A 25,126-nucleotide genomic window follows, 5' to 3' on the forward strand; every position below is an offset into this window, starting at 1 on the left:
GGCAGGCTCCCACCCATGGCGGACCGCGCGGCGGCGACGGCGTCGTGGGAGGCGGGCGGCGCGATCTGGGCCGCTTCCTCCGGAAAGTTCGACTCCAACCACTTGGTGATCCGACCCCAGGCCCAGGCGACATTCTGAGAAACCCGCAGCACTGTACTGGATACGGTATGTGACCAACACGACTGAACGGTCAAGGGCGATAGCGGGCCGGCCATCCCAAGGCGGGCGAGAACTGAGTGAAGCGAGTGGTGTGACAGTAGGGCGTGACCACTGAGCACAGGCATTCCCGCTCTGTAGGTCCCGGGGAACTTCCTGCACTCTTGTCGTGCTCAGCGCTTCAAGGCGTCTCGCACCCACCCAGTAGGGAGCGTGGGTGCGGTCGGTGAGCCTGGGGGCGTGGTGGTGTCGCGGACCGGATGGTCGAGCACGTGCCCAGTGCGAATGAACTCAGTGACACTGCCAGGTGAAACGGGCCTTGTCGAACCTCTGGGCGGCGAGGTCCTGGGCGGTGGCCAGCCAGTAGAGGACGCCCGCGTCACCCCACATCATGCCGGCGTCGTCGTCCCCGGCGAACTGAGCCAGGAGCTCCCAACGCGACGCCTCGGCCAGGATGTCGTCCAGATGGGGATTGTCGGGGGTGAAGTCGTCGACGTCCCACTCCGGGGAGAAGTCGGCGACCTCATACTCGACCTCGCCTTGGACATTGCCGGGCAGGCCGCCTATTTGATGTTTGTGGGTAAAGCACAGGTCCCGCACGGCGTCGTTGAACTCGGCGTACATCGGGTCGGTGTCCAGCGTCTCGGGGGCGATGCAAAGCGGCTCATACATCTCGAAGGTCTCGATCAGTGGCAGGGCAACGGCTGGTTCGGCGCGGAGCGGCACCTGCTTGTAGGGCTCCAGCGGACTCGGTGTCCGGCATGGCTGTACGGGTGTTCCCGCAGGGATGTTCAGGACCCGTGATCCGGGCTGGGACTCCGGTTCCGACGGATGAACCCAGCTCTGGTAGTTGTCGGCCTGCCCGTCGAAGTAGAAGAAGAGCAATGTGCCGCTCGCGGGCAGCGCCCCCGTCTGGGTGGTCGACAGTGGACCGCAGTCGAGTGCCGCAACGAAGGACAGCGGGCCGTGACCTTCCCACATCGGCCAATCAGAGGTCTCCGGAAGCTTCGGTTCGCCGCCTAGGAAGCCGACCTGTTCGTCTCCGGGTTGAGCGGCCGAAAGGATCTGGCCGGACGGTCGCAGGAGGGAGCAGTATCGGTCCGCAAGATCGGCGGGGAGCCGTTCCCGGGCCAACCGGCTGATCTCCGGGAGGCTGATCATCATGCGGCGGAAGTATGCCAAACCGGAGTGACAGAGGCTGGGGTGGAGCTTTTGGCCCCGTGTCGATCGAGGCCGCCCCCTCAGTCCCGCACCGCCACTCGCGACACCGGTTTGACGGCGGGTGCCGCCGACCCGCCGTCAAACCAACGTCCAGGGCGTCCGGCCGGTGTCCCGGCACGGCGGCTCTTGGCACGCCGACTCCCGGTACCGGGGCGCGGTACGGCCGCCGCCGGGCGGAGCCGCGGCATAGGGGCTTGGCATGGCGGAAGGGGTGCGGTGTGGCGGTGCGCGTGGCTCCGGTGCTGGTGCTGCGTGCCGCGCCTTCCGCGGCGCTACGCGCGTTACCGAGACGCCGGGCTGGGGGTGCCGCCAGCCCAGGGTCGAACCAACAAACACCTGGCATTCGTCCGGCGGCTCTGCTCGTGTGCTTGCGGGTGCGGCATGGCGGGTGCGGTGCGGCAGCGCCGCCAGTTCGCGTCGAACCGATGCCGCGGCCGGTGGCTCGGCGCGGTGGCTCTTGGGACGCCGACTTCCGGTGTGGCGGGCGCGAGGCGGGGCCCGGGACGGGAGCGTGGCACGGCGGGAGGGGTGCGGTGGTGCGCTTGGCTCCAGTGCTGACGCTTCACGAAGCGCCTCCCTTGTGCGCCAGTTCGGAGGTCGGCGGCGAGGCGGCGGCCTGGCGTGCCGGCCGGCCCCCGCGCGGTGGTCGCCGGGGCTGGGCGAGCGGGCTCGATGGTTGGCCGTAGTAGTTGGACGTCTGGCGAGACAGGCAGGTGGTTTGTGCGGGGTCGGGGGATGCGCTGGGCGGGCTTGGTTGCCGCTGCCTGGCTTCGTGGTGTGCCGACGGCAGCTTCGGTTAGGTCGCCGCTGTTCTGCCTGTGAGGTGCGCGTGGGGTTGTTAGGGGAGGTGGGCCTGGAGGAGGGATTCGCAGACTTCGCCCAGGTCCAGGTCGGCGGCGCTGATGGCTCGGGGGAGGAGGCTTGTCTCGGTCATGCCGGGGGCCACGTTGACCTCCAGGAAGTGGACCTCGCCGTCCTCGGAGACGATCAGGTCGGTGCGGGACAGGTCGCGGAGGCCCAGGGCGCGGTGGGCGGTGACGGCGGCGGCGGTCGCGCGGGTGGACGCCTCGGGGGTGAGGCGGGCGGGGGTGACGAACTCGGTGTCGCCGGCGTCGTAGCGGGCCGTGTAGTCGTAGACGCCGCCGGGGGCGACGATCTCGACGGCGGGGAGGGCGGTGGGGGTGCCGTCGCGGTCGATGACGCTGACGGACACCTCGGTGCCCGCGATGTGGCGCTCGACGAGGGCGGCGTCGCCGTAGGCGAAGCAGCCGACCATGGCGGCCGACAGGCCGGACGCCTCATGCACGACGGACGCGCCGAGCGCCGAGCCGCCGCGGGTGGGCTTCACGAACAGGGGGAGGCCGAGGCTGCCGACGATCTTGTCCATGACCGACGTGGCGCCGAGGTCGTGGAAGACCTCCTTCGGCAGGGCGACGGAGTCGGGTGTCCGCAGGCCGGCACGGCGCACGACGGACTTGGCCGTCGGCTTGTCCCAGGCGACGCGACATGCGTCGGGGCGGGCGCCGACGTAGGGGACGTCGAGCAGTTCGAGCACGTCGCGGATGGAACCGTCCTCCCCCGCTGCGCCATGCAGGACGGGGAACACGACGTCCGGTGGGTCGTCCGTCAGGGCGTCCAGCAGTGTCGCGTCCGCGTCGCGGAGTTCGACGGGGATGTCGCGGGCGCGGAGGGCATCCGCGACACGGCGCCCGGACCGGAGCGACACCTCTCGCTCGTAGGACAGTCCCCCGGCGAGGACGACGACATGTCCGAGTTCCAATGCAGGTGCCCCTCGTTTCACGTGAAACGGTCAGACGACGTCTGGTCCGGGTGTGTGGACGCCGGTGGAGCTGTCGCCGACCGCGCCGCCGAAGGTGTTCCGGAGCTGGATCTCCTGCTCCACCACGCCGGCGAGTCGGCGGACGCCCTCGCGGATCCGGTGGGGTTCCGGGAAGCAGTAGGACAGGCGCATGTGCCGGTGCCCGGTGCCGTCCGCGTAGAAGCCGGTGCCGGGGACGTAGGCGACGCGCTCGGCGATCGCCCGCGGCGCCATCGCCTTGGCGTCGAGGCCTTCCGGGAGTGTCACCCAGACGAAGAAGCCGCCCGCCGGACGCGTCCACGTGCAACCGTCCGGCATCAGCTGGTCGAGGGACTCCAGCATCGCGTCGCGGCGGGCCCGGTACAGCTCGCGGAAGTCCTTGATCTGCTCGCGCCACGGCTGGGTGGCGAGGTACTCGCGGACGGCGAGCTGGGAGAAGTTCGAGGGGCACAGGATCGCCGACTCGGCGGCCAGTACGAGCTTGGCCCGCACCGCGTGGGGCGCCAGCACCCAGCCGACGCGCAGGCCGGACGCGATGGTCTTGGAGAACGACCCGAGGTAGATGACGCGTTCCGCGTCGTCCGCGCGGAGGGCCCGCATCGGCTCGCCGTCGAAGCCGAGGAGGCCGTAGGGGTTGTCCTCGATGACGAGCACGTCGTACTCGGCGCAGATTTCGAGCACCTGGGCGCGCCGGGCCGTCGTGAGCGTGACGCCCGCGGGGTTCTGGAACGTCGGGACGGTGTAGAGGAACTTGACCCGCCGGCCTTCCCGACGCAGCCGCGCCAGGGTCTCCCGGAGCGCTGAGGGGATGAGGCCGCCCTCGTCCAGCGGTACGTGCACGACGTCGGCCTGGTAGGCGGCGAACGTCCCGAGCGCGCCGACGTAGGACGGGGCCTCGGCGAGGATGACGTCCCCGGGATCGATGAAGATCTTCGTGATGAGGTCGAGCGCCTGCTGGGCGCCGACCGTGACGACGACGTCCTCCGCGGACGCGTGCACGCCCTCCAGGGACATGACCTCGCAGATGTGCTCGCGGAGCAGTTCGTCGCCCTGGGCGGAGCCGTACTGGAGCACCTCGGCGCCCTTGCCGGCGACGAGCTCACCGACCATCTGGCCGACGGCGTCGAGGGGGAGCGCCGACACGTACGGCGCTCCGCCGGCCAGGGAGACCACCTCGGGACGGGCGACCATCGCGAACAGAGCCCGGATCTCGGACGGCACCATGCCGGCGGCACGGGCGGCGTAGCGATCGGCGTAGGCATCTGAACGCGAGTGCTGTTCCACGAGGCACCTCCGAGGTGGAAATGGCTTCCCTGCAAACTACGCCATGGTCATCGCGGCGCCGCCCGCGGGTGTGGCGTGCCGCGAGGTTGGGAAAACTCCTGTCCGATACGATGCCCGCGGGTCCCGGATGGTTGCCGGGAACTTCCGCCGCCACGGGTTCCAGGCCCGACGGGCGAGGATCGCAGCAGGGGGTGCCGACCCGGTGTCGCGTCGTCTCGTCAACATCACGCTGGACAATCTCGGTGATCTGCCGCACCGCTGTCGCGGGTGCGTGTTCTGGGAACTCGACCCGGTGAGCCGGGAGCGGGCGCAGGACAGCGGGGACGCCGGTCTGGAGAAGGAGGCGTGGATCTCCTCGACGCTCCTGGAATGGGGCAGCTGCGGAAAGATCGTGTACGTGGACAACGTGCCGGCGGGGTTCGTGATGTACGCGCCGCCGCTGTACGTGCCGCGCTCGGTGGCGTTCCCGACGAGCCCGGTCAGCGCGGACGCGGTGCTGCTGATGACCGCGCACATCCTGCCGGAGTTCGCGGGCGGCGGCCTCGGCCGGATGCTCGTCCAGGGCGTCGCGAAGGACCTGACGCGCCGGACGGTGAAGGCGATCGAGGCGTTCGGCGACCTCAAGGGCGAGGAGGGCGGGTGCATGGTGCCCGCCGACTACCTGCTGTCGGTCGGGTTCAAGACCGTCCGGCCGCACCACCGGTATCCGCGGCTGCGCCTTGAGTTGAAGTCGGCCCTGTCGTGGCGTGAGGACGTCGAGGTGGCGCTCGAACGACTCCTGGGCTCCATGACTCCCGAAGGAGCGCTGCGGCCGGTCTGAGGTGATCTGAGCCGGTTTGAACGACGTGTGGCCCGCACTCCGGTGGGAGTGCGGGCCACACGCTTCTTCGCGCTCGCCGCGGGAGGCGGGAGGCGGCTCAGATGAAGTCGGCGAGGTCCTTCAGCAGGGCGGCCTTCGGCTTGGCGCCCATGATCTGCTTGACGACCTCACCGCCCTTGTAGATGTTCATCGTCGGGATCTGCAGGACACCGTACTTCTGCGGCACCTGCGGGTTATCGTCGATGTTCAGCTTGACGATGTCGATCTTGTCGCCGTGCTCCCTGGAGATCTCCTCCAGGATCGGCGCCACCATCCGGCACGGGCCGCACCATTCCGCCCAGAAGTCGACGAGGACCGGCTTGTCGCTCTCGAGGACCTCGGTCGCGAAGTCGGCGTCGGTCACGGCTTTCATGTTTCTCCCTCTGCTCTCGCGCGGGCGGGACCCTTCCCCGCCCGCGATGCGGCTCGTCCGTCCGGTGGTGGTGGCATGGCCGGGAAGGGCGGGGGCCCCGCCCTGCCTCGCGGTGGTGGGTCAGGCCTGCGGGACGGTCTCGGCGGCGTCCTGGTCCTGGAGCCAGCGTTCGGCGTCGATGGCGGCCGCGCAGCCGCTGCCCGCCGCGGTGATCGCCTGGCGGTAGATGTGGTCGACCACGTCGCCGCAGGCGAAGACGCCGGGGATCTTGGTCTTCGTCGTCGGGGCGTCGACCAGCAGGTAGCCGTCGGTGTCGGTCTCCAGCTGCCCGGCGAACAGGTCGCTGCGCGGGTCGTGGCCGATCGCGATGAACAGGCCCGTGATCTCCAGTTCCGACTCTGCGCCGGACTTGGTGTTGCGGACGGTCACCCCGGTGACGCGGTCGTCGCCGTGGATCGCCGTCACCTCGCTGTCCCACAGGAACTTGATCTTCTCGTTGGCGAAGGCCCGATCCTGCATGATCTTGGACGCGCGCAGCTCGTCCCGACGGTGGATCACCGTCACGGAGCGGGCGAACTTGGTCAGGAAGATCGCCTCTTCAATTGCGGTGTCGCCGCCGCCGACGACGGCGATGTCCTGCTCGCGGAAGAAGAAGCCGTCACAGGTCGCGCACCAGGAGACGCCGCGTCCGGAGAGCCGCTTCTCGTCCGGCAGGCCCAGCTCACGGTAGCCGGAGCCGGTCGCGACGATCACCGTCCGGGCGAGGTAGGTCTCGTCCCCGACCTTGACGACCTTGGGGTCGGCGGTCAGGTCCACCTCGGTCACGTCGTCGGTGACGAGCTCGGCACCGAACCGCTCGGCCTGCTTGCGGAGGTTGTCCATGAGGTCAGGACCCATGATCCCGTCGGGGAACCCGGGGAAGTTCTCCACGTCGGTGGTGTTCATCAGCGCACCGCCGGCCGTCACCGAACCCTCGAAGACCAGCGGCTTCAGGTCGCCGCGAGCCGCGTAGACGGCGGCCGTGTAGCCCGCGGGACCGGACCCGATGATGATGACGTTACGGACGTCGCTCACAGTTCTTGCCTCTCCTCGTTGGCCGCCGGTGCCGCACGTCCGGCCTACCAGTCGCGTCAACCGATCCTAGGGCCCGAGGATTCCCGGCACGCGGAGACCGGCCGCCCACCGGGTCCGTCCGGCGGGGATCAGGGCTGCTCTAGGGTGTGGCTCATGGCACGCATCCTGCTTCTCCACTCGATGTACGGGCTGCGGCCCGCGGTGCACCAGGCGGCCGACCGGCTCCGCGCGGCGGGGCACGAGGTGCACGTCCCCGACCTCTACGACGGACGCGTCGTCGACGACGCCGAGGCCGGGATCGAGATCAAGGAGGAGATCGGACGGGACGAGCTGCTGCGGCGCGGTGTCGCGGCCGCGGCGCCCCTGACGGGCGACGGCGGGCTCGTCTACGCGGGGTTCTCGCTCGGCGGCTCCATCGCCCAGAACCTCGCGTTCGCCGACGAGAAGGCCGGCGGGCTGCTGCTGATGCACGGCACGTCCGACATCGCGGAGGGCGCGTCCACCGACATCCCGGTGCAGCTGCACGTCGCCGACCCCGACACGTGGGAGCCCGTCGACTGGCTGAACGCCTGGTACCTGCAGATGCGCAAGGCGGGCGCGGACGTGGAGGTCTTCCGCTACCGGGGCGCCGGGCACCTGTTCACCGACCCGGACCTGCCCGACCACGACGCCGACGCCGCCGAACGCGCCTGGACGATCGCCCTGGACTTCCTGGCCTCCCTCTGAACGGCCCCATCCGCAACGTCCGGATCCTTCGGTGTGACCGGCGGGCGTGCCTTGCTGCGAGGAAGGCCATGGACGACGGTCGGGGCGTCCATGGCCTTCGGATATGTGTAGAAGCCTGCGTCAGGCGTTGGTGAGCTTCTTCAACAGGTGGTGATTCTGGGCGGTGCAGTTCGGACCGACGACCCAGATGTTGTGCTTTCCGGGCTCGTCGCCCTTCACGGCGATGACGATCGCCGGTTTCCCGTCGTACTTCGCCTGGTCGACCAGCTGGAGCGACCGCTTGTTGGTGACGCTCGTGACGCATCCCCGGAGACGGGCGTCGGGGGGTGCGGCGCTCGCGCGGAGTTCCTGCTCGCCACTGACGACCCGGCCCACCTGGTCACCGAGGGTTCCGGGACGGTAGTCGGTGCCGCTGTGCGCGACCTTGAACGCCGGCTCCGGAGCCGCCAGCCTCGGGTTCATCCCCGACGGGGCCTCGCCCGAGGTGCGGTCCTGGGCCGGGGCCTGGGCCGCGCCGTCGCTGCCGTTCGCACCGTCGAGCGCGATCTTGCCGACGGTCGCTCCGCCGCCGACCACGATCACCGCCGCCGCGGCCGCCGACAGTATCCGCCAATGCCGCCTTCCGCGCCGTTGCTCCAGGCTCACCACGGTGGCGGTGTGCATCGATTCCGCCGCGATGGCGGTGTCGATGCGTTCGGCCAGCTCGGCGGGCATGGACGGCACGGGTGCCTCCGCCAGGATCCGGGAGACGTCCGCAAGGTCGGCGGACAGCTCACGGCACTCGGCGCAGGTGTCGAGGTGCGCGTTGACGGAGGCGGCTTCGTCGTCTTCGAGTAGTCCCTCGGCCAGGTCGGCCAAGACGTCGTAGTCAAGGTGTGCGGGGTTCACTTGGGCATGCCACCTCCTTCCACACCTCCGACGTTTTTGCGTTCCCGTCGGTTCCGGTGGTGCACGAGAAGGGGGGCGAGCCTGGCGCGACCCCGTGCGCACCGGCTCTTGATCGTTCCGGGCGGGACCTCCATCACCTGCGCGGCGTCGTCGACGGAGTAGCCCATCATGTCGACGAGGACGAGCGCGGCGCGCTGCTCGAACGGCAGCTGCTCCAGGGCGGTGTGGACGTCGAGGGACACGCCGTGCGCGTCGGTCGGGTCCGGCATCTTGGGCGCGACGGCGTCGAAGGTCGCGTCGTCGCCCATCGGCGTCGCCGGGCGGACGGACTTGCGCCTGATGCGGTCGAGGCAGGCGTTGACGACGATGCGGTGCAGCCAGGTGGTGACGGCCGCGTCGCCGCGGAACCGTCCGGCCGCGCGGAACGCCGACAGGCAGGCGTCCTGCAGCGCGTCCGCGGCCTCCTCCGGGTCGCCGAGCGTCCGCAGCGCGACCGCCCACATCCGGTCGCGGTGCCGGTGGACGAGTTCGGCGAAGGCGTGCGGGTCCCCCTGGGCGTGCCGGGCGAGGAGCTCCTTGTCGGGCACCTCGTCGACGCGACGCATGCTCACCGACGTCATGAGCGACCGCTTTCTCGTTCGGGACGCCAGGCCGGCGCCGGACGTCCTCGACCGGCTGCTGAGGTAGGCACCAAGGATTCCTGGGGACGAGGGGACAAAGTGCTCACAGGCACGATACAGACATGCGCCGGTCCACGTCACAGCTCATGTGACGGGCGGGGAGAGGGGGTCAGCCCGCCTGGCCGTAGACGGTGATCTCGCCGAGCCGTCCCCGGAACTTGCCGCCGGGAAGCTCGGTGAACCACACGAGCACGTACCGGCCGGTGGCCTGCGGGTTCGCGGTGATGGTCAGCTCGCCGCCGTTGGGGGCCTGCTCGCCGACGCGCTGCAGGGCGGTCGGGGTCTGGGAGTCGCCGACCCGGACCTGGAGCGTCCCGCCGCTGACCGGAGAGTGGATCTTGACGTTGGCGACCTTGACGGGCTTGCCCATGTCGAGCAGGACGCCGAGGCCCTTGGACAGCCTGCCGAAGTCGGTGCTGGTGTATCCCTGCGTCTCCCACGCGCCGCCGGGCTTGCCGTCGATCAGCGTGGACAGGTTCTTGCCGATGTTGTCGTCGCCGTTGCCCGCGGGGGCGCGGAGCTCGGCGGGCTCGATGTTCTGCGGGGTGAGCTTCACGACGGACGGCGCGGCCGGAGCGCTCGTCTTGCCTTTGTCGGTGACGCCGCCGTCCTTGGGGTCGCCGTCGCCGCCGCTGCTGGACAGCGCCCAGGCGCCGAGACCGACGATGACGGTCAGCGCGGCCGCCGCGACGCCGAGCAGGGCCCGGTTGGCGGGACGTTTCGATGCGGCATGCCCGTGCGCCGGGCTCGTCCGGGTGGACGTGGCGGGCGGAGGAGGAGGGGCTGCGTGCCGCTGGGAACGGGACCGCGGCGGCGGGACGTGCGAGGACGCCTGGGTCTCGGGCGCGGGCGGCCGGTGCGGTTGCGTCGTCGCCGCCGTCGAGGGGGTGGCGGGGCGCCGGGGCGGGGTGGTCCGCGGGGGCGTGGGGGATGCGTGGCCGAGGCCCGCGAACAGCGGCAGCGGGGTGCGCGGGACGCCGCGCAGCGCCTTGGCGAGGTCGGCGGGGGCGGCGAGCGGCTCGGCGGTGCCGATGCCGAGGCAGCGGCAGACGATCGCGTCGATCGCGTGGGAGATGCCGGCCTGGACCTGGCGAGGCGCGTGCGGGACGCCGTCGGCGGCGGGCGCGGCGGGCAGGCCGGAGCCGTCCTCGTCGCCGGGCCAGTGGGCGGTGAGCGCCGCGTACAGCATCCGGCCGAGGCCGCGGACGTCCTCGGCGGCGGGGTCGTCGGACTGCCGGTCGCCGAGGACGGCGTCGATCGCGACGCCGAGGAGCTTGACGGTGCCGCCGGTCGTCCAGACGAGGTCGCGGGGGGTGAGGCAGAGGTGGGAGAGCCCGGCGGCGTGTGCGGCGGAGATCGCCTCGGACGCCTCGTACAGCAGGGTCGCGGCGCGGCCCGGCTCCAGCGGGGCCTTGCCGAGCATGCCCTCCAGCGTCTCGCCGGCGACCCATTCGCTGACGATGTAGGCGCTCTCGCCGGAGTCGTCGGCGTCGAACACCTGGGTGAGGCGGGGGTCGGTGAGCCGGCTGGCGGACCGTGCGGAGGTGACGGCCTCGGCGATCCGGGGGAATTCGGGGTCGAAGGTACGGACGGCGACCGCCCGCGCAAGGATCTCGTCGATCGCCTTCCAGAGCGACGATCCGCCCGAGTCGCTGATGCGCTTCTCAAGCCTGTAGCGGCCGGCGAGACGGGTGCCGGGCTCGATGACTGACGTGCTCACGGCAACGTCCTGCACAGGTGGTCAGATCCCATGTTCGTGGCGTGGCAGCTTACGCCTCCGACCCTCCTCTTTGCGTTCCCCAGGGTGTCGCCCCGCAAGCCGTAGTCCCCCACATGGTAGTGGTTACTCGCATCGGTGGCCCGTCTTATCGCCGCGCGTCCTTTTACTTTGCTCGACCCGGCAGGCGCCGGGCGAACGTGGCCAGCGTGGTCTGGATCTCCTCGACCCGCATCAGCCTGGCGAAGAACACGTAGAGCAGCCCGCCGCCTACGGAACCGGCGACGAGGGTGGCGAGTGCCGGGAGCAGCGTGTCGGTGCCGGCCAGCGCGTCGGCGACGGTGTGGGCGGCGTAGGCGAACCCGACGAGCGGCCAGATCGCGACGAGGAGCTTCAGGTGGCCGCCGACGATGCGGCGGCCGTCGATGCCGCCGAGCTTGCGCCGCAGCACCAGCCAGCAGGTGATCGTCCCGACCAGGTTGGTGATCGCGAACCCGCCGGCGATGCCGGTGACGATCCATTTCACGTCGAGGACGTTGTAGGCGGTGAACGCCATCACGATGTTGGACGTGGTGACGACGAGGCCGACGAGCGCGGGCGTGCGGGTGTCGCCGTGGGCGTAGAAGACGCGCAGCATGAGCTGGTAGACGGAGAACGGCACGAGCGCGATCGCGAACATCTGCATGACCCGCGCGATCACCAGGGCGTCGTCGGAGGTGGTGTTGCCGTGCGCGAACAGCACCGTGGTGATCTCCGGGCCGAGCACCAGCATCAGCGCCGCCGCGGGCATGATGATCACGGAGGAGAGCCGCAGGCCGCTGGAGAACGCGGCGCGGACGTCGGCGGTCTTGCCCTCGGCGGCGAACCGGCTCATCCGCGGCAGCAGCGCGGTGATCACCGACACCCCGACGATCGCGTAGGGGAGCTGGAAGAGCTGGTAGGCGTTGAAGTAGGGGGTGTAGCCGTAGCCCTCGCCGAGGCCCTCGTCGACGGCGAGGTTCCCGGCCCGGTTCGCGAGGGCGGTGACGACGGCGAGCGCGGCCTGGGTGGCGATGACGTACAGCAGCGTCCAGCCGGCCATCTTGCCGACCTCGCCGATCTCGCCGCGGCGGAAGTCCAGCCGGGGCCGCCACCGGAACCCGACGCGGCGCAGTGACGGCCACAGCGCGACCGTCTGCAGGACGATCCCGCCGGTCGTGCCGACCGACAGCAGCAGCATCTGCCCGTCGGAGATCGAGGACGGGTCGACGCGGCCGGTGGTGATCGCGAGGAAGGCGCCGCCGATGGCGATCACGACGATGTTGTTCAGGACCGGCGCCCACATCGGCGCGCCGAAGCTGCCGCGCGTGTTGAGGATCGCGCCGGCGAACGCGCCGACGCCGTAGAAGAACAGCTGCGGCAGGAAGAACCGGGCGAACAGGACGGCGACCTCGCGCTGGTCACCGGTGTAGCTGCCCGCGAGGGCGCTGATGAACAGCGGCGCGAGCAGCACCGACACGACGGTGAGGGCGCCGAGGCCGATCACCGCGAGGGTGAACACGCGCTGCTCGTACTGCTCGCCGTAGACCTGGTCGCGCTGCTTCGCCCGGACCAGCAGCGGGACGATGACGCTGGTCAGGATGCCGCCGAGCAGCAGGTCGTAGATCTGGTTGGGGATCGTGTTGGCGGTGTTGTAGGCGTTGGCGAGCAGGCCGGTGCCGAGCGCCGCGACGATGACGGCGGTGCGCAGGAAGCCGGTGACGCGGGACGCGAGGGTGCCCACCGCCATGATCGCGCCGGAGCGCAGGATGCCGGACGCGCCCTTCCCGGACCCGCCGGACCCGCCGGACCCGCCGGGACCGGGCGTATCGACGATCGTGGTGTCGGCGACGGGGGAGCCGCCTGCGGGGAGGGGCAGGTCAATCGCCGTCTCGGCGGCGGTGCTCGCCGCGCCGGGCGGCCTGCCCGTCGGCGGCGGGCTCGGGTATCCCTGCGGTGGCTGGGGGTTCTGGTACGGCCGGCCCGGCCGCCCCTGGTCCGGTGGGCGCGGCGGCGGGGGCCCCTGGGGGGGAGGAGGTCCCTGGGGCGGGGGGCCCTGCGGCGGGCCCTGCGGGGGTCCCTGGGGAGGGCGGGGCCTCTGGGGATGGCCCTGACCCGGATACCCCGGGGAGTTCGGCGGCGGGTATCCCGGCCCCTGAGAGCCCGGAACCGGGGAACCCGTCCCCTGGTTCCCCTGGCCCTGCCGATCCCATTCCGGTCGGTCCGTCACCGGCTGCCTCCGCTTTCCGGCGGCGCCTCGCTCTGAGGGCCCGCACTCCGACGCCCACGAAGAGTACGGCAAGTCCGCCGCCCGTGATGAGCAGGGCGATGCGCCCGTAGCCGGTGACGGTGACCGTGATGGTCTCGCCGCTGCCGTACGTCCGCCCGCGCGACTCCGGGATCTGCAGTTCCAGGTTGACCTTGAAGTTGCCGTTGCCGGCGGCCTGCGCCGGGATCCACCGCTGGGCGCGGTCGCCCGGCTGCAGCTCGATCAGCGCCTCGTCGGGGTTCAGCCCTCCGAGCCGGAGCTTCGCGGCGTTCTCCGAGGTCACGACGAGCCTGACCGCCACCGCCTGGTCGGGCAGCGTGTTCTCGATGAGGACCGGCAGCCGGCCCGAGCTGCCGCCCATCAGCACGCGCTTGTTCTTGGTGGTGACGACGCGGACCTTGCCCATGTCGTCCTTCAGCTCGGTCTCCAGCTGGTTGCGGGCCCGCTTGGCGCGTCCCGGGGAGGACCGCCACGCCACCGACTCCAGGCGCAGCAAGGCCCGTTCGTAGGAGATCTTGATCGGGCCGGTCATGACGGCGCGGAACGCCGCCGCCCGTTCCGCGATCGCCTGGGTGTGGTCGAGGTGGGCGTCGCCGAGCTCGTAGCGCTGGTAAGGGTCCGGGTAGCCGTTGAAGACGCGCTGCTGCGGCGCGGCCGACTCGATCTTCCGCAGCGGCACCTCGCGCAGCCAGGACGCGCCCTTGGTGTAGCTCAGCAGGCTCTTCGCGAGCCCGTCGGCGGGGTTCCAGTGCCGGTCGGGGGCGACGACGACGGTGCGCTGGGCGTTCGGCGCCTCCCCCGCGATCACCGCCGTCTCGGCGAGGAAGCGCTGCTCGCCGAGCAGGGCCCCGGACGCCGTCCGCGGCCCGTCGCTGACGATCTGGTTCATCGTCTGGTCGAAGATGAGCGTCTTCTTGACGCCCAGGTGGGTCTGGAGCGCGCTGGCCGCGTTCGGCTGCGTGCCGTTCGCCGGGTTCTGGAACTGCGAGCTGTTCATCAGGAACGCCCCGCCGTCCTTCAGCGCGTACTTGGCGAGCTGGTCGAGCGTGCCGGGGCCGCCGGCGCCCCCGGCCGGCCAGGCGACGTGCGCCTCGGGCGCCCGCCCGAGGATCTGCGCCACCAGCCCGGTGTTGCGCTGGTCGAACGCGATGCCGATGTCGCGGGTCGTCTTGCGGCGGACGAGGGCGGTGACGTCGGGGTCGCCGTACGGGAGGACGAAGTAGGGGTCGCCCTTGGCGGCGTTCTTCAGGGCCGTCAGCCATTCCGCCGCGACCGCGCTCTTCTCCTTGCGCGTGGCCTTCTTCGCGCCGGGCGCCCGGACGTAGTAGTGGCCGGACGCCATCCGCTGCACGTCGTCCAGCAGCGCGGGGTCGATCGCCCAGGTGAGGGGGGTGCCGGTGGCGGCCGCGGCGTCGACGATCCGGCGGAGCCGGCCGCCGGGCGCCAGGTCCTTGCTGAGCCGGTCGTCGATGAAGGTCTGGTCGTTGGTGCGGTGCATCCGGTCGATGAGCGGCACGATCCAGCCGACCGCCACCGGCTTGAAGCGGCGCTGCTTCGGCATGAGGGTCAGGAAGGTCGTGATGCCGCCGACGACCTGCTGGGCGGAGTTCAGCACCTCGACGCCCACCGGGTAGACGCCGGGGGTGCCGACGGGCGGGCGCAGCCCGAGCTGCTTGGTGCCGGTGCGGAACGTCCAGTTCTGTTTCGCGCCGGGCGCGGCCGCCTGCGCGAGCGGCTGCTGCGGGCCGACGTTGGGCAGCGAGCTCGGCTGGCCCTTCGCGATCTGGTCGAGCTGGATGCGGCTGGTGACGGGCTGCGCGCTGTACCGCAGCCGCAGGGTGAGGCCGGCCAGCTGGCCCTCGGTGCGGTTCTTGGCCGCCCCGGAAATCTCGATCTTGGAGTTCTCGCCGAGGGTCTTGGGGGTGACCTTCGTCAGCGCCAGCCCCACCTGCGCGCGGGCGAGCGCCTGCGCCCGGTTCGGCGGCCGGGCCCCGGACGGGTGCGCCAGGGCGGCGGGCGCCGCCATCGCGAGACAGGGCAGCAGAGCGGCCAGCGCCGCCACGCGTTGGACCGTCCTCACGCCGCGCCCGCTCTCACTCCGCGTCCGCCCGGGGGCCGTCCGGCACCGTGCAGGCTTCGGGACGGCGGGCATGGTTTTCCCGCACCACGGCGTCGAGTCTAGATGCAGTGCCCCGCGCGCCGGGCCCCGCCGACCGGTTCGCGGGAAGGCTCAAGTGGCCGCGCGGTCGAGGTTCGGGGCGCGCGCGGGCGGCGGGGAGAGGAGGTCGGCGGGCTTGGCGTGGCAGAGCGCGAACAGGGTGCCGGCCCGGATGCCGAGCGCGGTGGACGCCTCGCCCGTCGCGGTGTAGACGACGTCGTCGGCGGGCAGCCGGTCGGTGAGGCGGTGGTCGATCAGCAGGGTCACCGAGTCCGGTAGGAGCAGCGGGCAGACGAGGCCCGCCGCGTACTCGGTGACGGCGTTGACGACGTCGGCGTGCGCGGGGCGGGCGGTGCGGGCCCCGGCGGCGCGCCGCACGGCCTCCGCGGAGGGCCGCCGCCCGGCCGGGACGAGCACGCCGGTCAGGAACGGCCGGCCGCGGGCGTCCTCGCAGGAGTAGACGCGCGTCACCAGGCACCGGTCCGCCGGGAGGCCGAGCGCCTTCGGCAGTTCGTCCGCGTTGCTCATCGCGACGGGGAGCCGCACGATCTCGTGCACGGCCTCCCATTCGAGCAGCGCGCGGTGGATGACGAGAGCGTCCTTCATGTTCGGCTCCATCCCGCGGGGTGGCTCCCCGCTCACACCTGGAACGTGGTTCGCTGTGTCCCCGTGCTTCGCACTCTGCGGGGGGAACCCCCACATACCCGAAACGACCGACCTAACCCGCGTCATACATCACGTAAAACCCTCACGATGCGCCTCATCCGCAGGTGCGGCGGACCGTGGCCTTTCGGATCCCGCTACCGTTGTCGTGCGGGGGGCTCACCGGGTCGCGCAGGCGTCATCGGGGTGTCCGCAACGTAACCCGGGGATCGCGGCATGGGAAGGGCTCCGTCCTCCTTCGGCCCCCGAAAGTACTCCCGCCCGACCCCCCGAAGATCGCCAGAAAGTCCTTTGTCAGCCCGTCAACCAAGGAAATACGCTCGATGGCCGTGCCTGACCAGAACGTGACCCCAGAGTCCTCGCGCCGCACCGCGATCGCCGAGCTGCTGCGCGGGATCGCGCCCGTGGCCGACGACCTCGGCGCCCGGTTCGCCGCGGCCGGTCACGAGCTGGCACTGGTCGGCGGGCCCGTCCGGGACGCGCTGCTCGGCCGTCCCACCAAGGACGTCGACCTGACCACCGACGCGCCGCCCGAGCGCACCCTGGAGATCATCCGCGGCTGGGCGGACGCGCACTGGACGATCGGCATCGAGTTCGGCACCATCGGCCTCCGCAAGGACGGCGTCGAACTGGAGATCACCACCTACCGCAGCGAGTCCTACGACCCGAAGTCCCGCAAGCCGGAGGTCGCGTACGGGACGTCCCTCGTGGAGGACCTGCGCCGCCGCGACTTCGCCGTGAACGCGATGGCGGCGCGGCTGCCCGGGCAAGAGTTCGTCGACCCGTTCGGCGGCCTCACCGACCTGAAGCGCAAGGTGCTGCGGACGCCCGGCCTCCCCGAGGACTCCTTCGGCGACGACCCGCTGCGGATGATGCGCGCCGCCCGCTTCGCCGCGCAGCTCGGCTTCACCGTCGCCCCGGACGTCGTCCGCGCGATGAAGGACATGGCCGCCCGCATCGAGATCGTCTCGGCCGAGCGCGTGCGGGACGAGCTGTCCAAGCTGCTGTGCGGCGAGTACCCGCGGCAGGGCCTGGCGCTGCTCGTCGACACGGGCCTCGCCGCGCACGTCCTGCCCGAGCTGCCGAAGCTGCGCCTGGAGATCGACGAGCACCACCGGCACAAGGACGTCTACGAGCACTCGCTGATCGTCCTGGAGCAGGCGATCGCCCAGGAGGAGGACGGCCCCGACCTCATCCTGCGGCTGGCGGCGCTGCTGCACGACATCGGCAAGCCGAAGACGCGCCGGTTCGAGCCGGGCGGGCGGGTGTCGTTCCACCACCACGAGGTCGTCGGCGCGAAGATGGCCCGCAAGCGGCTCACCGCGCTGCGCTACCCGAAGGACGTCATCAACGACGTCTCCCGCCTCGTCGAACTGCACCTGCGGTTCCACGGCTACGGCACCGGCGAGTGGACGGACTCGGCCGTCCGCCGCTACGTCCGCGACGCCGGGCCGCTGCTCAGCCGCCTGCACAAGCTGACGCGCGCCGACTGCACGACGCGCAACAAGCGCAAGGCCGACCGCCTGCGCCGCACCTACGACGACCTGGAGGCGCGGATCGAGCGCCTGGCGCAGGAAGAGGAGCTGGCCGCGATCCGCCCGGAGATCGACGGCAACGAGATCCAGGAGATCCTCGGTATCACCCCCGGCCCGCTCGTCGGGCGCGCCTACCGCTTCCTCCTCGACCTCCGCCTCGACCGCGGCCTCATCGGCAAGGACGCCGCCGCCGACGCCCTGCGCGCCTGGGCCGCCGAGGAGGGCATCACGACCGGCGGCGACGCGTGATCCCGCTCCAGCTGGGGCGGATGAGCCCCCGCGAGGCCGAGCGGATCGCGGAGTTCGACCGCGAGCACATCTGGCATCCGTACGCCCCGATGCCCGCGCCGGTGCCCGCCCTGCCCGTCGTGTCGGCGGACGGGGTGCGGCTCACCCTCGCGGACGGGACCGAGCTGATCGACGGCATGTCGTCCTGGTGGGCGGCCGTGCACGGCTACAACCACCCGAGGCTGAACGCCGCCGTCACCGGGCAGCTCGGGAAGATGGCACACGTGATGTTCGGCGGGCTCACGCACCCGCCGGCCGTCCGGCTCGCCGAGCGGCTCGTGGAGATCACCCCGGAGCCGCTGACCAAGGTGTTCTTCGCCGACTCCGGCTCGGTGGCCGTCGAGGTCGCGATCAAGATGGCGCTGCAGTACTGGCGGTCGCAGGGGCGGCCGGAGCGCCGCAGGCTCCTCACCGTCCGGGGCGGCTACCACGGCGACACGTTCGGCGACATGGCCGTCTGCGACCCGGTGAACGGGATGCACCACCTGTTCAGCGACGTCCTCGCCCGGCACGTGTTCGCGCCGCCGCCCCCGCTCGGGTACTCGGCCGACCCCGACGAGGCGTACCTGGACGAGCTGTCCCGGCTGGCGGCCGAGCACGCGGGCGAACTCGCCGGGATCATCGCCGAGCCGATCGTCCAGGGCGCCGGCGGCATGCGGTTCTACGCCCCCGAGTACCTGAGCGCCCTCCGCGACATCGCCGACGAGCACGGCCTGCTGCTGATCCTGGACGAGATCGCCACCGGATTCGGCCGGACGGGTGAGCTGTGGGGCTGCGACCACGCCGAGGTCGTCCCCGACGTCATGTGCCTCGGCAAGGCCCTGACCGGCGGATACATGACCATGGCCGCGACGCTGTGCACCGACCGCGTCGCGCACGGCATCACGTCCGGCGAGGCGGGCGCCCTCATGCACGGGCCCACGTACATGGCCAACCCGCTGGCCGCCGCCGTGGCGTCCGCGTCCATCGACCTGCTGATGTCGCGCGACTGGCGGGACGAGGTCGACACCATCGAGGCGCTCCTGACCAGCGAACTCGACGGCGCCGCCGCGTTCCCGGGGGTGGCGGACGTCCGCGTCCTCGGTGCGATCGGGGTGGTGGAGGCGCGGGAGCCGGTGGACGTCGCGTCCGTCCAGGAGATCGCCATGGCGCAGGGCGTCTGGCTCCGCCCCTTCGGCAAGCTGATCTACACGATGCCGCCCTACGTCTGCACCGAGGACGAGGTCCTGCACATCGCCGCCGCGCTCCACGCGATCGCCGAATCGCTCTGAGTCAGCGCAGGGCATGGGCCGGCCGGCGCACCCGGGACGCGGCCGTCCGGTAGGCGACGGCGCCCGCGGCGTAGGCGGCGATCACCGCGATGAGGGTGACGGTGGCGCGGCCGTCCTGGGGCAGCCACGTGGCGGCGGCAGCGGCCGCCGCGGCGAACGTCGCGTTGAACAGCATGTCGTAGACGGCGAACACCCGGCCCCGGTAGGCGTCCTCGATGCCCTCCTGCAACGTCGTGTCGACGCACAGCTTCACGCCCTGTGACACCACGCCGAGCAGGAAGGCGCCCACCGCCCACGGACGCTCCGCGAACGACGTCCCCAGAAGCAGAAGGCTCAGCGCCGCCGCGGCGAGCAGCCACGCCACCCACGCCTGCTTGCTGATCCGCCGCACCACCGGCGGCGTGATCAGCGCCGCCGCGAAGTACCCGGCGCCGGACACGCCCAGCATCAGCGCGAACGTCTCCAGCCCCCGGTCGGGGTCGTCGGCGAAGTGGTTCCGGCACAGCAGCAGCGTCATGATCAGGACGACGCCGTACAGGAACCGGTGGAACGAGATCGCGCCGAGCGCCAGCGCCGCCTGGGGCCGCCGCGCGATGTGCCGCGCCCCGTCCGCCAGGCCGTGCAGGACGCCGCCGAGCGCCTCCACGATCCGCGGCAGCTCCGCCCGCGGCGCCCCCGGCAGGGCGTCCTCGGCCGGGTGCGGACCGAGCAGCCGCCTCGGCAGCGTCGTCGCCGTCGCCCCCGCCAGCAGGAACAGCGCCGCCGCGACCACGAGGATGGACGCCGTCCCGTCATGCCCGGAGCCGAACAGCCGCCGCAGCAGGTAGCCGGCGCCCGCACCGGCGAACGCGACGACCGTCCCGGACGTCACCGTGAACGCGTTCGCCGTCACCAGCTGGTCGCGCCGCACCACATGCGGCAGCGCCGCGGACAGCGCCGCGAGGAAGAACCGGTTGACCCCCAGCACGACGAGGACGCCGAGGAAGAACCCCAGCCCGTCCTGCCCCGCAGCGACGAGGGCCGCGACAAGAAGCACCAGGACAGCGCGGAGCACGGGCGTCCACACGAGGATCTGCCGCCGCTGCCACCGGTCGATGAACACGCCCGCGAACGGTCCGAGCGCCGAGTAGGGCAGCAACGTCACCGCGAACGCCGCCGCGGCCTTCGTGGCCGTCGTCTGCCGCTCCGGCGAGAAGAACACGTACCCGGCCAGCGCCACCTGGAAGACGCCATCGCTCAGCTGCGAAGCGAGCCGAGTCCCGTAGAGCCGCCGGAAGTCCCGCCCCCGCAAGATTCCCCGCAACTCACCCGCTTCCACGCGATCACTGTACGTCCTCCCCCAACCCCCCGAACCCCGCCAGACCCGGAGCGGGAGGCGGGCGCATCGACCTCAGCCACCGGCGCGACCACGCGACGACCTCAATGGTTGCGATCGCGTCCGAAGGCAGGGGCGAGCGGAGCGAGACCCTGATCGCGCAGCGAGCCGCAAGGCGAGTCGTCGCTTACTGCAAAGACAACACCGTGTAGTCGTAGGCCATGGTCGTGGGGAGGAACACGGCGCCGTGGACGCGGGAGGAGCGGAAGAGGGTGTGGGAGCGGTCGAGGAGGGGGATGATCGCGGCGTCCTCCATGATCTTCTGGTCGGCCTGCTGCCAGTAGCCGGCGGCGTGCTCGGCGTCGGGGGCGGTGAGGGCGGCGTCGATGAGGGCGTTGACCTGCGGGTTGTCGTAGCCGCCGTAGTTGGTGGAGTTCTGCCCGTAGGTGCGGCCGTCGAAGAGCGGCTGGACGGTGGTGCGGCCGTTGTTGCCGTACCAGTCGGGGACCCAGCCGGGGGCGGCGATGTCCCAGGCGCCTTCGCGGGCGCGGGCCGGGGTGGAGAGCGTGCCGGAGTAGAAGGAGCCGCCCGAGTCGGCGGTGAGTTTCGTCTTGACCCCGCAGGCGGCGAGGTTCTCGGCGATCGACTGGGCGATCAGCTTGTGGACGCTGTTCGTCCGGTACGGGAACTTCAGTTCGAGCCCGGAGTACCGCGTCTTGCCGAGCAGTTCGCGGCATTTGGCCGGGTCGCCGGACTCGCCGGGGGTCGGGTAGTGGTTCAGGGCGGCGTATCCGGCGTTTCCGGGCGGGATCACCGTGTGCAGCGGCTTCGCCACCGAGGGCCCGCCGACGATCTTGATGAGGGCGCTGCGGTCGATGGCGTACTCCAGGGCCTGCCGGACGGCCCGGTCGCCGAGCGCGCCGCCGTTGTTGGGGCTGCGCATGTTGAAGACGAGGTAGGGGCTGTTGTTCGGGGTCTCCCTGATCGCGAAGCGCGGGTCGTCCCGCAGATCGGGGATGGCGGACGTCGGGACGGGCTGGTCCCACGCGAGGTCGGCGACGCCCTGCTCGATCTGCTGCTGGACGGCCTCCGGCGAGTCCTGCCCGAGCGTGATCCGGATCTTGGCGACATGGCGCTCGCGGAGGGGGTCGCTCGCCGCGCGCCAGGCCGGGTTGTGGGAGAGCACGTACGAGAGCCCCGGACGGTACTCGGTGATCTGGTACGGGCCGTTGGAGATCGTGTGCTGCCGGAACTCGGCGCTGTCCGGGACGTACGCGTCGTACTCCTTCGGCGCGGCGGCGGTGAACGGCAGCGACAGCAGGTTGAGGAAGTCGCTGGCGGGGCGCTTCAGCGTGAAGACGAGCGTCCTGTCGTCTTTGGCGCGGACGCCTTCGATGTCGTGGTCGCGCTGGTAGGCGGCGATCGCCGTGGCGCTCTTCGCGTCGACGGAGCCGAAGCCGCGGCAGAACTCGTCCATCCCCTTGAGCGTGGAGAGGTAGTAGCCCTTGCCGGACGACGGCGACGCCGGGTTGCAGAGCCGTTCGAAGCCGCGGACGAAGTCGGACGCGGTGACCGGGCGCGGCGGGCTCGCGTTCCACTGGACGCCGTCGCGGAGCCGGACCGTGTACGTGCGGCGGTCCTTGGAGATGTCGCCGTTCTCGCGCGTGGGGATGCGCACGGCGACATCGGGCCGGACGGGGATCGTCTCCTGGAAGTCGTTGGACGCGCGCGTCCCGAACAGCGTCCGGGCGAAGGTGCGCGCGAGCCCGTACGCGCCGACGCTGGACACCGACGCGGGGTCGAGGTGCTCGACGTCGGACGAGCCGATGACCCGGAGCGTGCCGCCCTGTCGGGAGGCGCCGTCCGCGGAGGCGTCGTCACCCCCTCCCGCGCACCCGGCGATGCCCATCACCAGGCCCGTCAGCCCCACCGACACCTTGAAGATCTCGCGTGCCATCACGTTCCCCACCTCGAAGACTCGGCACTTGGCGCGCAGTAACCGGCGGTGTCACAGTAGGGCCAGAGCGTGACAAAGGGCCGGTACATCACCGTTTTCTCTACAGAAGTAAGGACGCCCTGACAGTGGGATGTCCACTGCCAGGGCGTCCTTTGGGAACTTTGTGATCAGACTCTCAGGGCTTAGCGGCCCACGTCGCCGCGGATGAACCTTTCGACCGCCTCGTGCGCCTGGTCGTCGTTGTACTGCTCGGGCGGCGACTTCATGAAGTAGGAGCTGGCCGACAGGATCGGGCCGCCGATGCCGCGGTCCTTGGCGATCTTGGCGGCGCGGACCGCGTCGATGATGACGCCGGCGGAGTTCGGGGAGTCCCAGACCTCCAGCTTGTACTCCAGGTTGAGGGGCGTGTCGCCGAACGACTTGCCCTCCAGCCGCACGTACGCCCACTTGCGGTCGTCCAGCCACGGCACGTGGTCGGACGGTCCGATGTGCACGTCGGCCTTGGCCATCTCGTGCGGGATCTGCGAGGTGACCGACTGCGTCTTGGAGATCTTCTTGGACTGGAGCCGCTTGCGCTCCAGCATGTTCATGAAGTCCATGTTGCCGCCGAAGTTGAGCTGGTACGTGCGCAGCAGCTCGACACCGCGGTCCTCGAACAGCCGGGCCATCACGCGGTGCGTGATCGTCGCGCCGACCTGCGACTTGATGTCGTCGCCGACGATCGGGACGCCCGCGTCGGTGAACTTCTGCGCCCACTCGGGGTCGCTGGCGATGAACACCGGCAGCGCGTTCACGAACGCGACCTTGGCGTCGATCGCGCACTGAGCGTAGTAGCGGTCGGCCTCCTCGGAGCCCACCGGCAGGTACGACACCAGGACGTCCACCTCGGCGTCCTTCAGCGCCTGCACCACGTCGACCGGCTTGGCGTCGGACTCCTCGACCATGTCCAGGTAGTACTCGCCGAGCCCGTCGAGGGTTTGCCCGCGCTGTACGGTCACCCCGGTCGGCGGCACGTCGGCGAACTTGATGGTGTTGTTCTCACTGGCGTGAATGGCCTCGGACAGGTCCATCCCGACCTTCTTGGCGTCCACGTCGAACGCCGCCACGAACTCGACGTCGCCCACGTGGTAGTCGCCGAACTGGACGTGCATCAGGCCGGGGACTCGCGTGTCGGGGGCCGCGTCCTTGTAGAACTCGACACCCTGGACGAGCGAAGAGGCGCAGTTGCCCACACCCACGATGGCTACGCGCACCGAACCCATCCGGTTGCTCCTTCTCTGTTGCGGAACATGTGGTGTTTCACCCGCCCCCGAAGGCGCCGGGCCGCTGCTCAGCGGCCCTCGTCCCGAGGCATGTCCTGATCAATTCGCTTAGCTGACTGTGCTTGCTGTTCCTGCTCGGCACGCTCGCGCCCGATGAGCTCGTTGAGCCAACGGACCTCGCGCTCCACCGACTCCAGCCCGTGGTTCTGCAGCTCCAGGGTGTAGGAGTCGACCCGCTCGCGCGTCCGCGCCAGGGCGGCGCGGACGCTCTCCAGACGCTCCTCCAGCCGGCTGCGCCGGCCTTCGAGGATCCGCAGCCGGACGTCGGCGCGGGTGTGCGAGAAGAAGGCGAAGTGCACGCCGAACCCCTCGTCCTCCCACGACGCCGGACCGGCCTCGGTCAGGAGCTGCTGGAGGCGCTCCTTGCCGTCGGCGGTGAGCTTGTAAACGATCTTCGACCGGCGGCTCTGCAGTGCCAGTGGCGGGTTCGGCTCCTCCGGCCGGTCCTCCATGATCAGCCCGTTGGCGAGCAGCTGCTTGAGGCACGGGTAGAGCGAGCCGTACGAGAACGCGCGGAACATGCCCAGCAGGGCGTTGAGCCGCTTGCGCAGCTCGTAGCCGTGCATCGGGGACTCGTGCAGCAGCCCGAGCACGGCGAGCTCCAGCACGCCCGCGCCCTTCTTGGCAGCCATCCCGGTCCCTCTTCCGCAGAGCCGATGTCTCGATCCGATGTATCGAGCGAATGTATCGGCTCGATACATCGACAAGATACGTAGCCCAGCCCGTCCTCGCAAGTGGCGATCTACCTGGGACGGCCCGGCGGAGGCCTCCGTCCCGCCTCCCGAATGCGGCGATTTCAGGGTGTATGTGGCGCAAATATGTCAAAGTTGCGCAAGGCGCTATCGGCCACGTCGTACGTACTCAGGACCGGGGACCCGATCCCCGAGCGAGAGACGAGGAAGGAGGATTCGCCTACTCCGGGGGCGTTGACCGGCCGAAACGCACCTTCGCCGTGCACGCGCTCCCCCCGCTCACCAGCCCGCACAGTACTCTTCGGACGGCGCACGAGTCGCAACAAGGCCGGGGAGCCACCCCCGGCCCTCGGCAACACCCGTTGTCCCCTGTTGATGAGGTCGCGTGAGTAATCCAAGCCAGCCCCGACCGGAACCCGGGTCGCAGAGGCCGGGCGGGCAGCAGAACCCCCGTCCCGGCGACTCCGGCGACCCCGGTATTCCGGGTGCCCACCGTGAACCCGCCGGGTCGAACCCCGCGGGTCCGTCCGGCACGCCCCAGAACCCTGTCCCGCCCGGCCCGTCGGAGAGCCCCGGCTTCATGGCCGGCTCCTCCGGCCCCGCCGCGTCGCCGGGACCGCTCGGCGGTACCGCGCCAAATCCCGCGATCCCGTCCCCGCCGTCCAGGGGCCGCCACGCGGCGCAGCCCCCCGCGGAGCCGAGCCCGATGGGCGGCCAGGACCCCTTGAGCGCCCCACCCGGCGGCGCGCCCGCCCAGGGCCCGCTCGGCGGCCCGGGCGGCTCGGGCCCGATGGGCGGCCAGGACCCGCTGGGCGGCCCTGGCGCCGGTCCTGCCGCTGGC

Annotated in this window: 19 protein-coding genes; 4 read left to right on the top strand and 15 right to left on the bottom strand. The window is 71.1% G+C overall.

The features are described 5' to 3' along the window. Nucleotides 1-447 precede the first annotated feature (447 nt). The 3 genes from ABGB11_RS04005 to ABGB11_RS04015 all read right to left on the bottom strand — a co-directional run bounded on the left by ABGB11_RS04005 (nucleotide 448) and on the right by ABGB11_RS04015 (nucleotide 4,420). A complete protein-coding gene (locus ABGB11_RS04005) occupies nucleotides 448-1,320 on the bottom strand; it encodes a YwqG family protein (protein ID WP_347628891.1) in 873 nt (290 codons plus the stop codon). An 895-nt stretch (nucleotides 1,321-2,215) separates the two neighbouring features. Continuing rightward, a complete protein-coding gene (locus tag ABGB11_RS04010) occupies nucleotides 2,216-3,157 on the bottom strand; it encodes a D-alanine--D-alanine ligase (RefSeq protein WP_347628893.1) in 942 nt (313 codons plus the stop codon). Nucleotides 3,158-3,187: 30 nt separating this feature from the next. Next, entirely contained in the window at nucleotides 3,188-4,420 is a 1,233-nt protein-coding gene (locus tag ABGB11_RS04015; protein ID WP_347629644.1) for a PLP-dependent aminotransferase family protein, read from the bottom strand. Between the two features lie 262 nt (nucleotides 4,421-4,682). Here ABGB11_RS04015 and ABGB11_RS04020 point away from each other — a divergent pair, with 262 nt between their 5' ends. Beyond that, on the top strand, nucleotides 4,683-5,300 hold the full coding sequence (locus ABGB11_RS04020) for a hypothetical protein (protein ID WP_021598158.1): 618 nt from the start codon (nucleotides 4,683-4,685) through the stop codon (nucleotides 5,298-5,300). Between the two features lie 97 nt (nucleotides 5,301-5,397). Here ABGB11_RS04020 and trxA read toward each other — a convergent pair whose 3' ends face one another. Together trxA and trxB are read right to left on the bottom strand one after the other, a co-directional pair. Further along, nucleotides 5,398-5,712, bottom strand: coding sequence for a thioredoxin (gene trxA, locus ABGB11_RS04025; RefSeq protein WP_347628896.1), 315 nt, complete (start codon nucleotides 5,710-5,712; stop codon nucleotides 5,398-5,400). 120 nt (nucleotides 5,713-5,832) lie between these two features. Then, complete coding sequence (gene trxB, locus ABGB11_RS04030; protein ID WP_347628898.1) at nucleotides 5,833-6,786, bottom strand: thioredoxin-disulfide reductase; 954 nt, start codon at nucleotides 6,784-6,786, stop codon at nucleotides 5,833-5,835. A 153-nt stretch (nucleotides 6,787-6,939) separates the two neighbouring features. Between trxB and ABGB11_RS04035 the strand changes: the two genes are divergently transcribed. Beyond that, the gene (locus ABGB11_RS04035; protein ID WP_347628900.1) at nucleotides 6,940-7,512 is read left to right on the top strand and encodes a dienelactone hydrolase family protein; all 573 of its coding nucleotides are present in this window, start codon (nucleotides 6,940-6,942) and stop codon (nucleotides 7,510-7,512) included. 120 nt (nucleotides 7,513-7,632) lie between these two features. On the opposite strand, the gene ABGB11_RS04040 is transcribed toward ABGB11_RS04035, so the two are convergent. The 6 genes from ABGB11_RS04040 to ABGB11_RS04065 all read right to left on the bottom strand — a co-directional run bounded on the left by ABGB11_RS04040 (nucleotide 7,633) and on the right by ABGB11_RS04065 (nucleotide 15,848). Beyond that, the gene (locus ABGB11_RS04040) at nucleotides 7,633-8,400 is read right to left on the bottom strand and encodes a zf-HC2 domain-containing protein (RefSeq protein ID WP_347628902.1); all 768 of its coding nucleotides are present in this window, start codon (nucleotides 8,398-8,400) and stop codon (nucleotides 7,633-7,635) included. Continuing rightward, the gene (gene sigM, locus ABGB11_RS04045; RefSeq protein WP_024936615.1) at nucleotides 8,397-9,020 is read right to left on the bottom strand and encodes an RNA polymerase sigma factor SigM; all 624 of its coding nucleotides are present in this window, start codon (nucleotides 9,018-9,020) and stop codon (nucleotides 8,397-8,399) included. Before sigM ends, ABGB11_RS04040 begins: the two co-directional genes overlap by 4 nt. Before the next feature lie 169 nt (nucleotides 9,021-9,189). Next, nucleotides 9,190-10,800, bottom strand: coding sequence for a protein kinase family protein (locus ABGB11_RS04050; protein WP_347628904.1), 1,611 nt, complete (start codon nucleotides 10,798-10,800; stop codon nucleotides 9,190-9,192). Nucleotides 10,801-10,963: 163 nt separating this feature from the next. Further along, nucleotides 10,964-12,700 (bottom strand): murein biosynthesis integral membrane protein MurJ, encoded by a 1,737-nt coding sequence (murJ, locus tag ABGB11_RS04055; RefSeq protein ID WP_347629646.1) that lies wholly within the window; start codon nucleotides 12,698-12,700, stop codon nucleotides 10,964-10,966. Next, nucleotides 12,696-15,146 (bottom strand): DUF6049 family protein, encoded by a 2,451-nt coding sequence (locus tag ABGB11_RS04060; RefSeq protein WP_347628906.1) that lies wholly within the window; start codon nucleotides 15,144-15,146, stop codon nucleotides 12,696-12,698. The genes murJ and ABGB11_RS04060 overlap by 5 nt, the downstream gene beginning before the upstream one ends. Nucleotides 15,147-15,314: 168 nt before the next feature. Beyond that, on the bottom strand, nucleotides 15,315-15,848 hold the full coding sequence (locus ABGB11_RS04065) for a YbaK/EbsC family protein (RefSeq protein ID WP_347628908.1): 534 nt from the start codon (nucleotides 15,846-15,848) through the stop codon (nucleotides 15,315-15,317). 380 nt (nucleotides 15,849-16,228) lie between these two features. On the opposite strand from ABGB11_RS04065, the gene ABGB11_RS04070 reads away from it, so the two are divergent. Beyond that, complete coding sequence (locus ABGB11_RS04070) at nucleotides 16,229-17,689, top strand: CCA tRNA nucleotidyltransferase (RefSeq protein WP_347628910.1); 1,461 nt, start codon at nucleotides 16,229-16,231, stop codon at nucleotides 17,687-17,689. A 20-nt stretch (nucleotides 17,690-17,709) separates the two neighbouring features. Continuing rightward, nucleotides 17,710-18,999 carry an adenosylmethionine--8-amino-7-oxononanoate transaminase gene (locus ABGB11_RS04075; protein ID WP_347628912.1) on the top strand — a complete coding sequence of 430 codons (1,290 nt, stop codon included), beginning with the start codon at nucleotides 17,710-17,712 and terminating at the stop codon, nucleotides 18,997-18,999. 1 nt (nucleotide 19,000) lies between these two features. Here ABGB11_RS04075 and ABGB11_RS04080 read toward each other — a convergent pair whose 3' ends face one another. The 4 genes from ABGB11_RS04080 to ABGB11_RS04095 form a co-directional block, all read right to left on the bottom strand. After that, nucleotides 19,001-20,317, bottom strand: coding sequence for an MFS transporter (locus tag ABGB11_RS04080; protein ID WP_347628914.1), 1,317 nt, complete (start codon nucleotides 20,315-20,317; stop codon nucleotides 19,001-19,003). 184 nt (nucleotides 20,318-20,501) lie between these two features. Continuing rightward, nucleotides 20,502-22,271 (bottom strand): ABC transporter substrate-binding protein, encoded by a 1,770-nt coding sequence (locus tag ABGB11_RS04085; RefSeq protein WP_347628916.1) that lies wholly within the window; start codon nucleotides 22,269-22,271, stop codon nucleotides 20,502-20,504. A gap of 182 nt (nucleotides 22,272-22,453) precedes the next feature. Beyond that, nucleotides 22,454-23,533 (bottom strand): inositol-3-phosphate synthase, encoded by a 1,080-nt coding sequence (locus tag ABGB11_RS04090; protein WP_347628918.1) that lies wholly within the window; start codon nucleotides 23,531-23,533, stop codon nucleotides 22,454-22,456. 68 nt (nucleotides 23,534-23,601) lie between these two features. Continuing rightward, nucleotides 23,602-24,225, bottom strand: a complete 624-nt coding sequence (locus ABGB11_RS04095) for a PadR family transcriptional regulator (RefSeq protein ID WP_021596997.1) — start codon at nucleotides 24,223-24,225, stop codon at nucleotides 23,602-23,604. Between the last annotated feature and the right edge of the window lie 901 nt (nucleotides 24,226-25,126).

Origin of the sequence: Actinomadura sp. B10D3 (assembly GCF_039871695.1) — a bacterium.
Taxonomy (GTDB): domain Bacteria; phylum Actinomycetota; class Actinomycetes; order Streptosporangiales; family Streptosporangiaceae; genus Spirillospora; species Spirillospora madurae.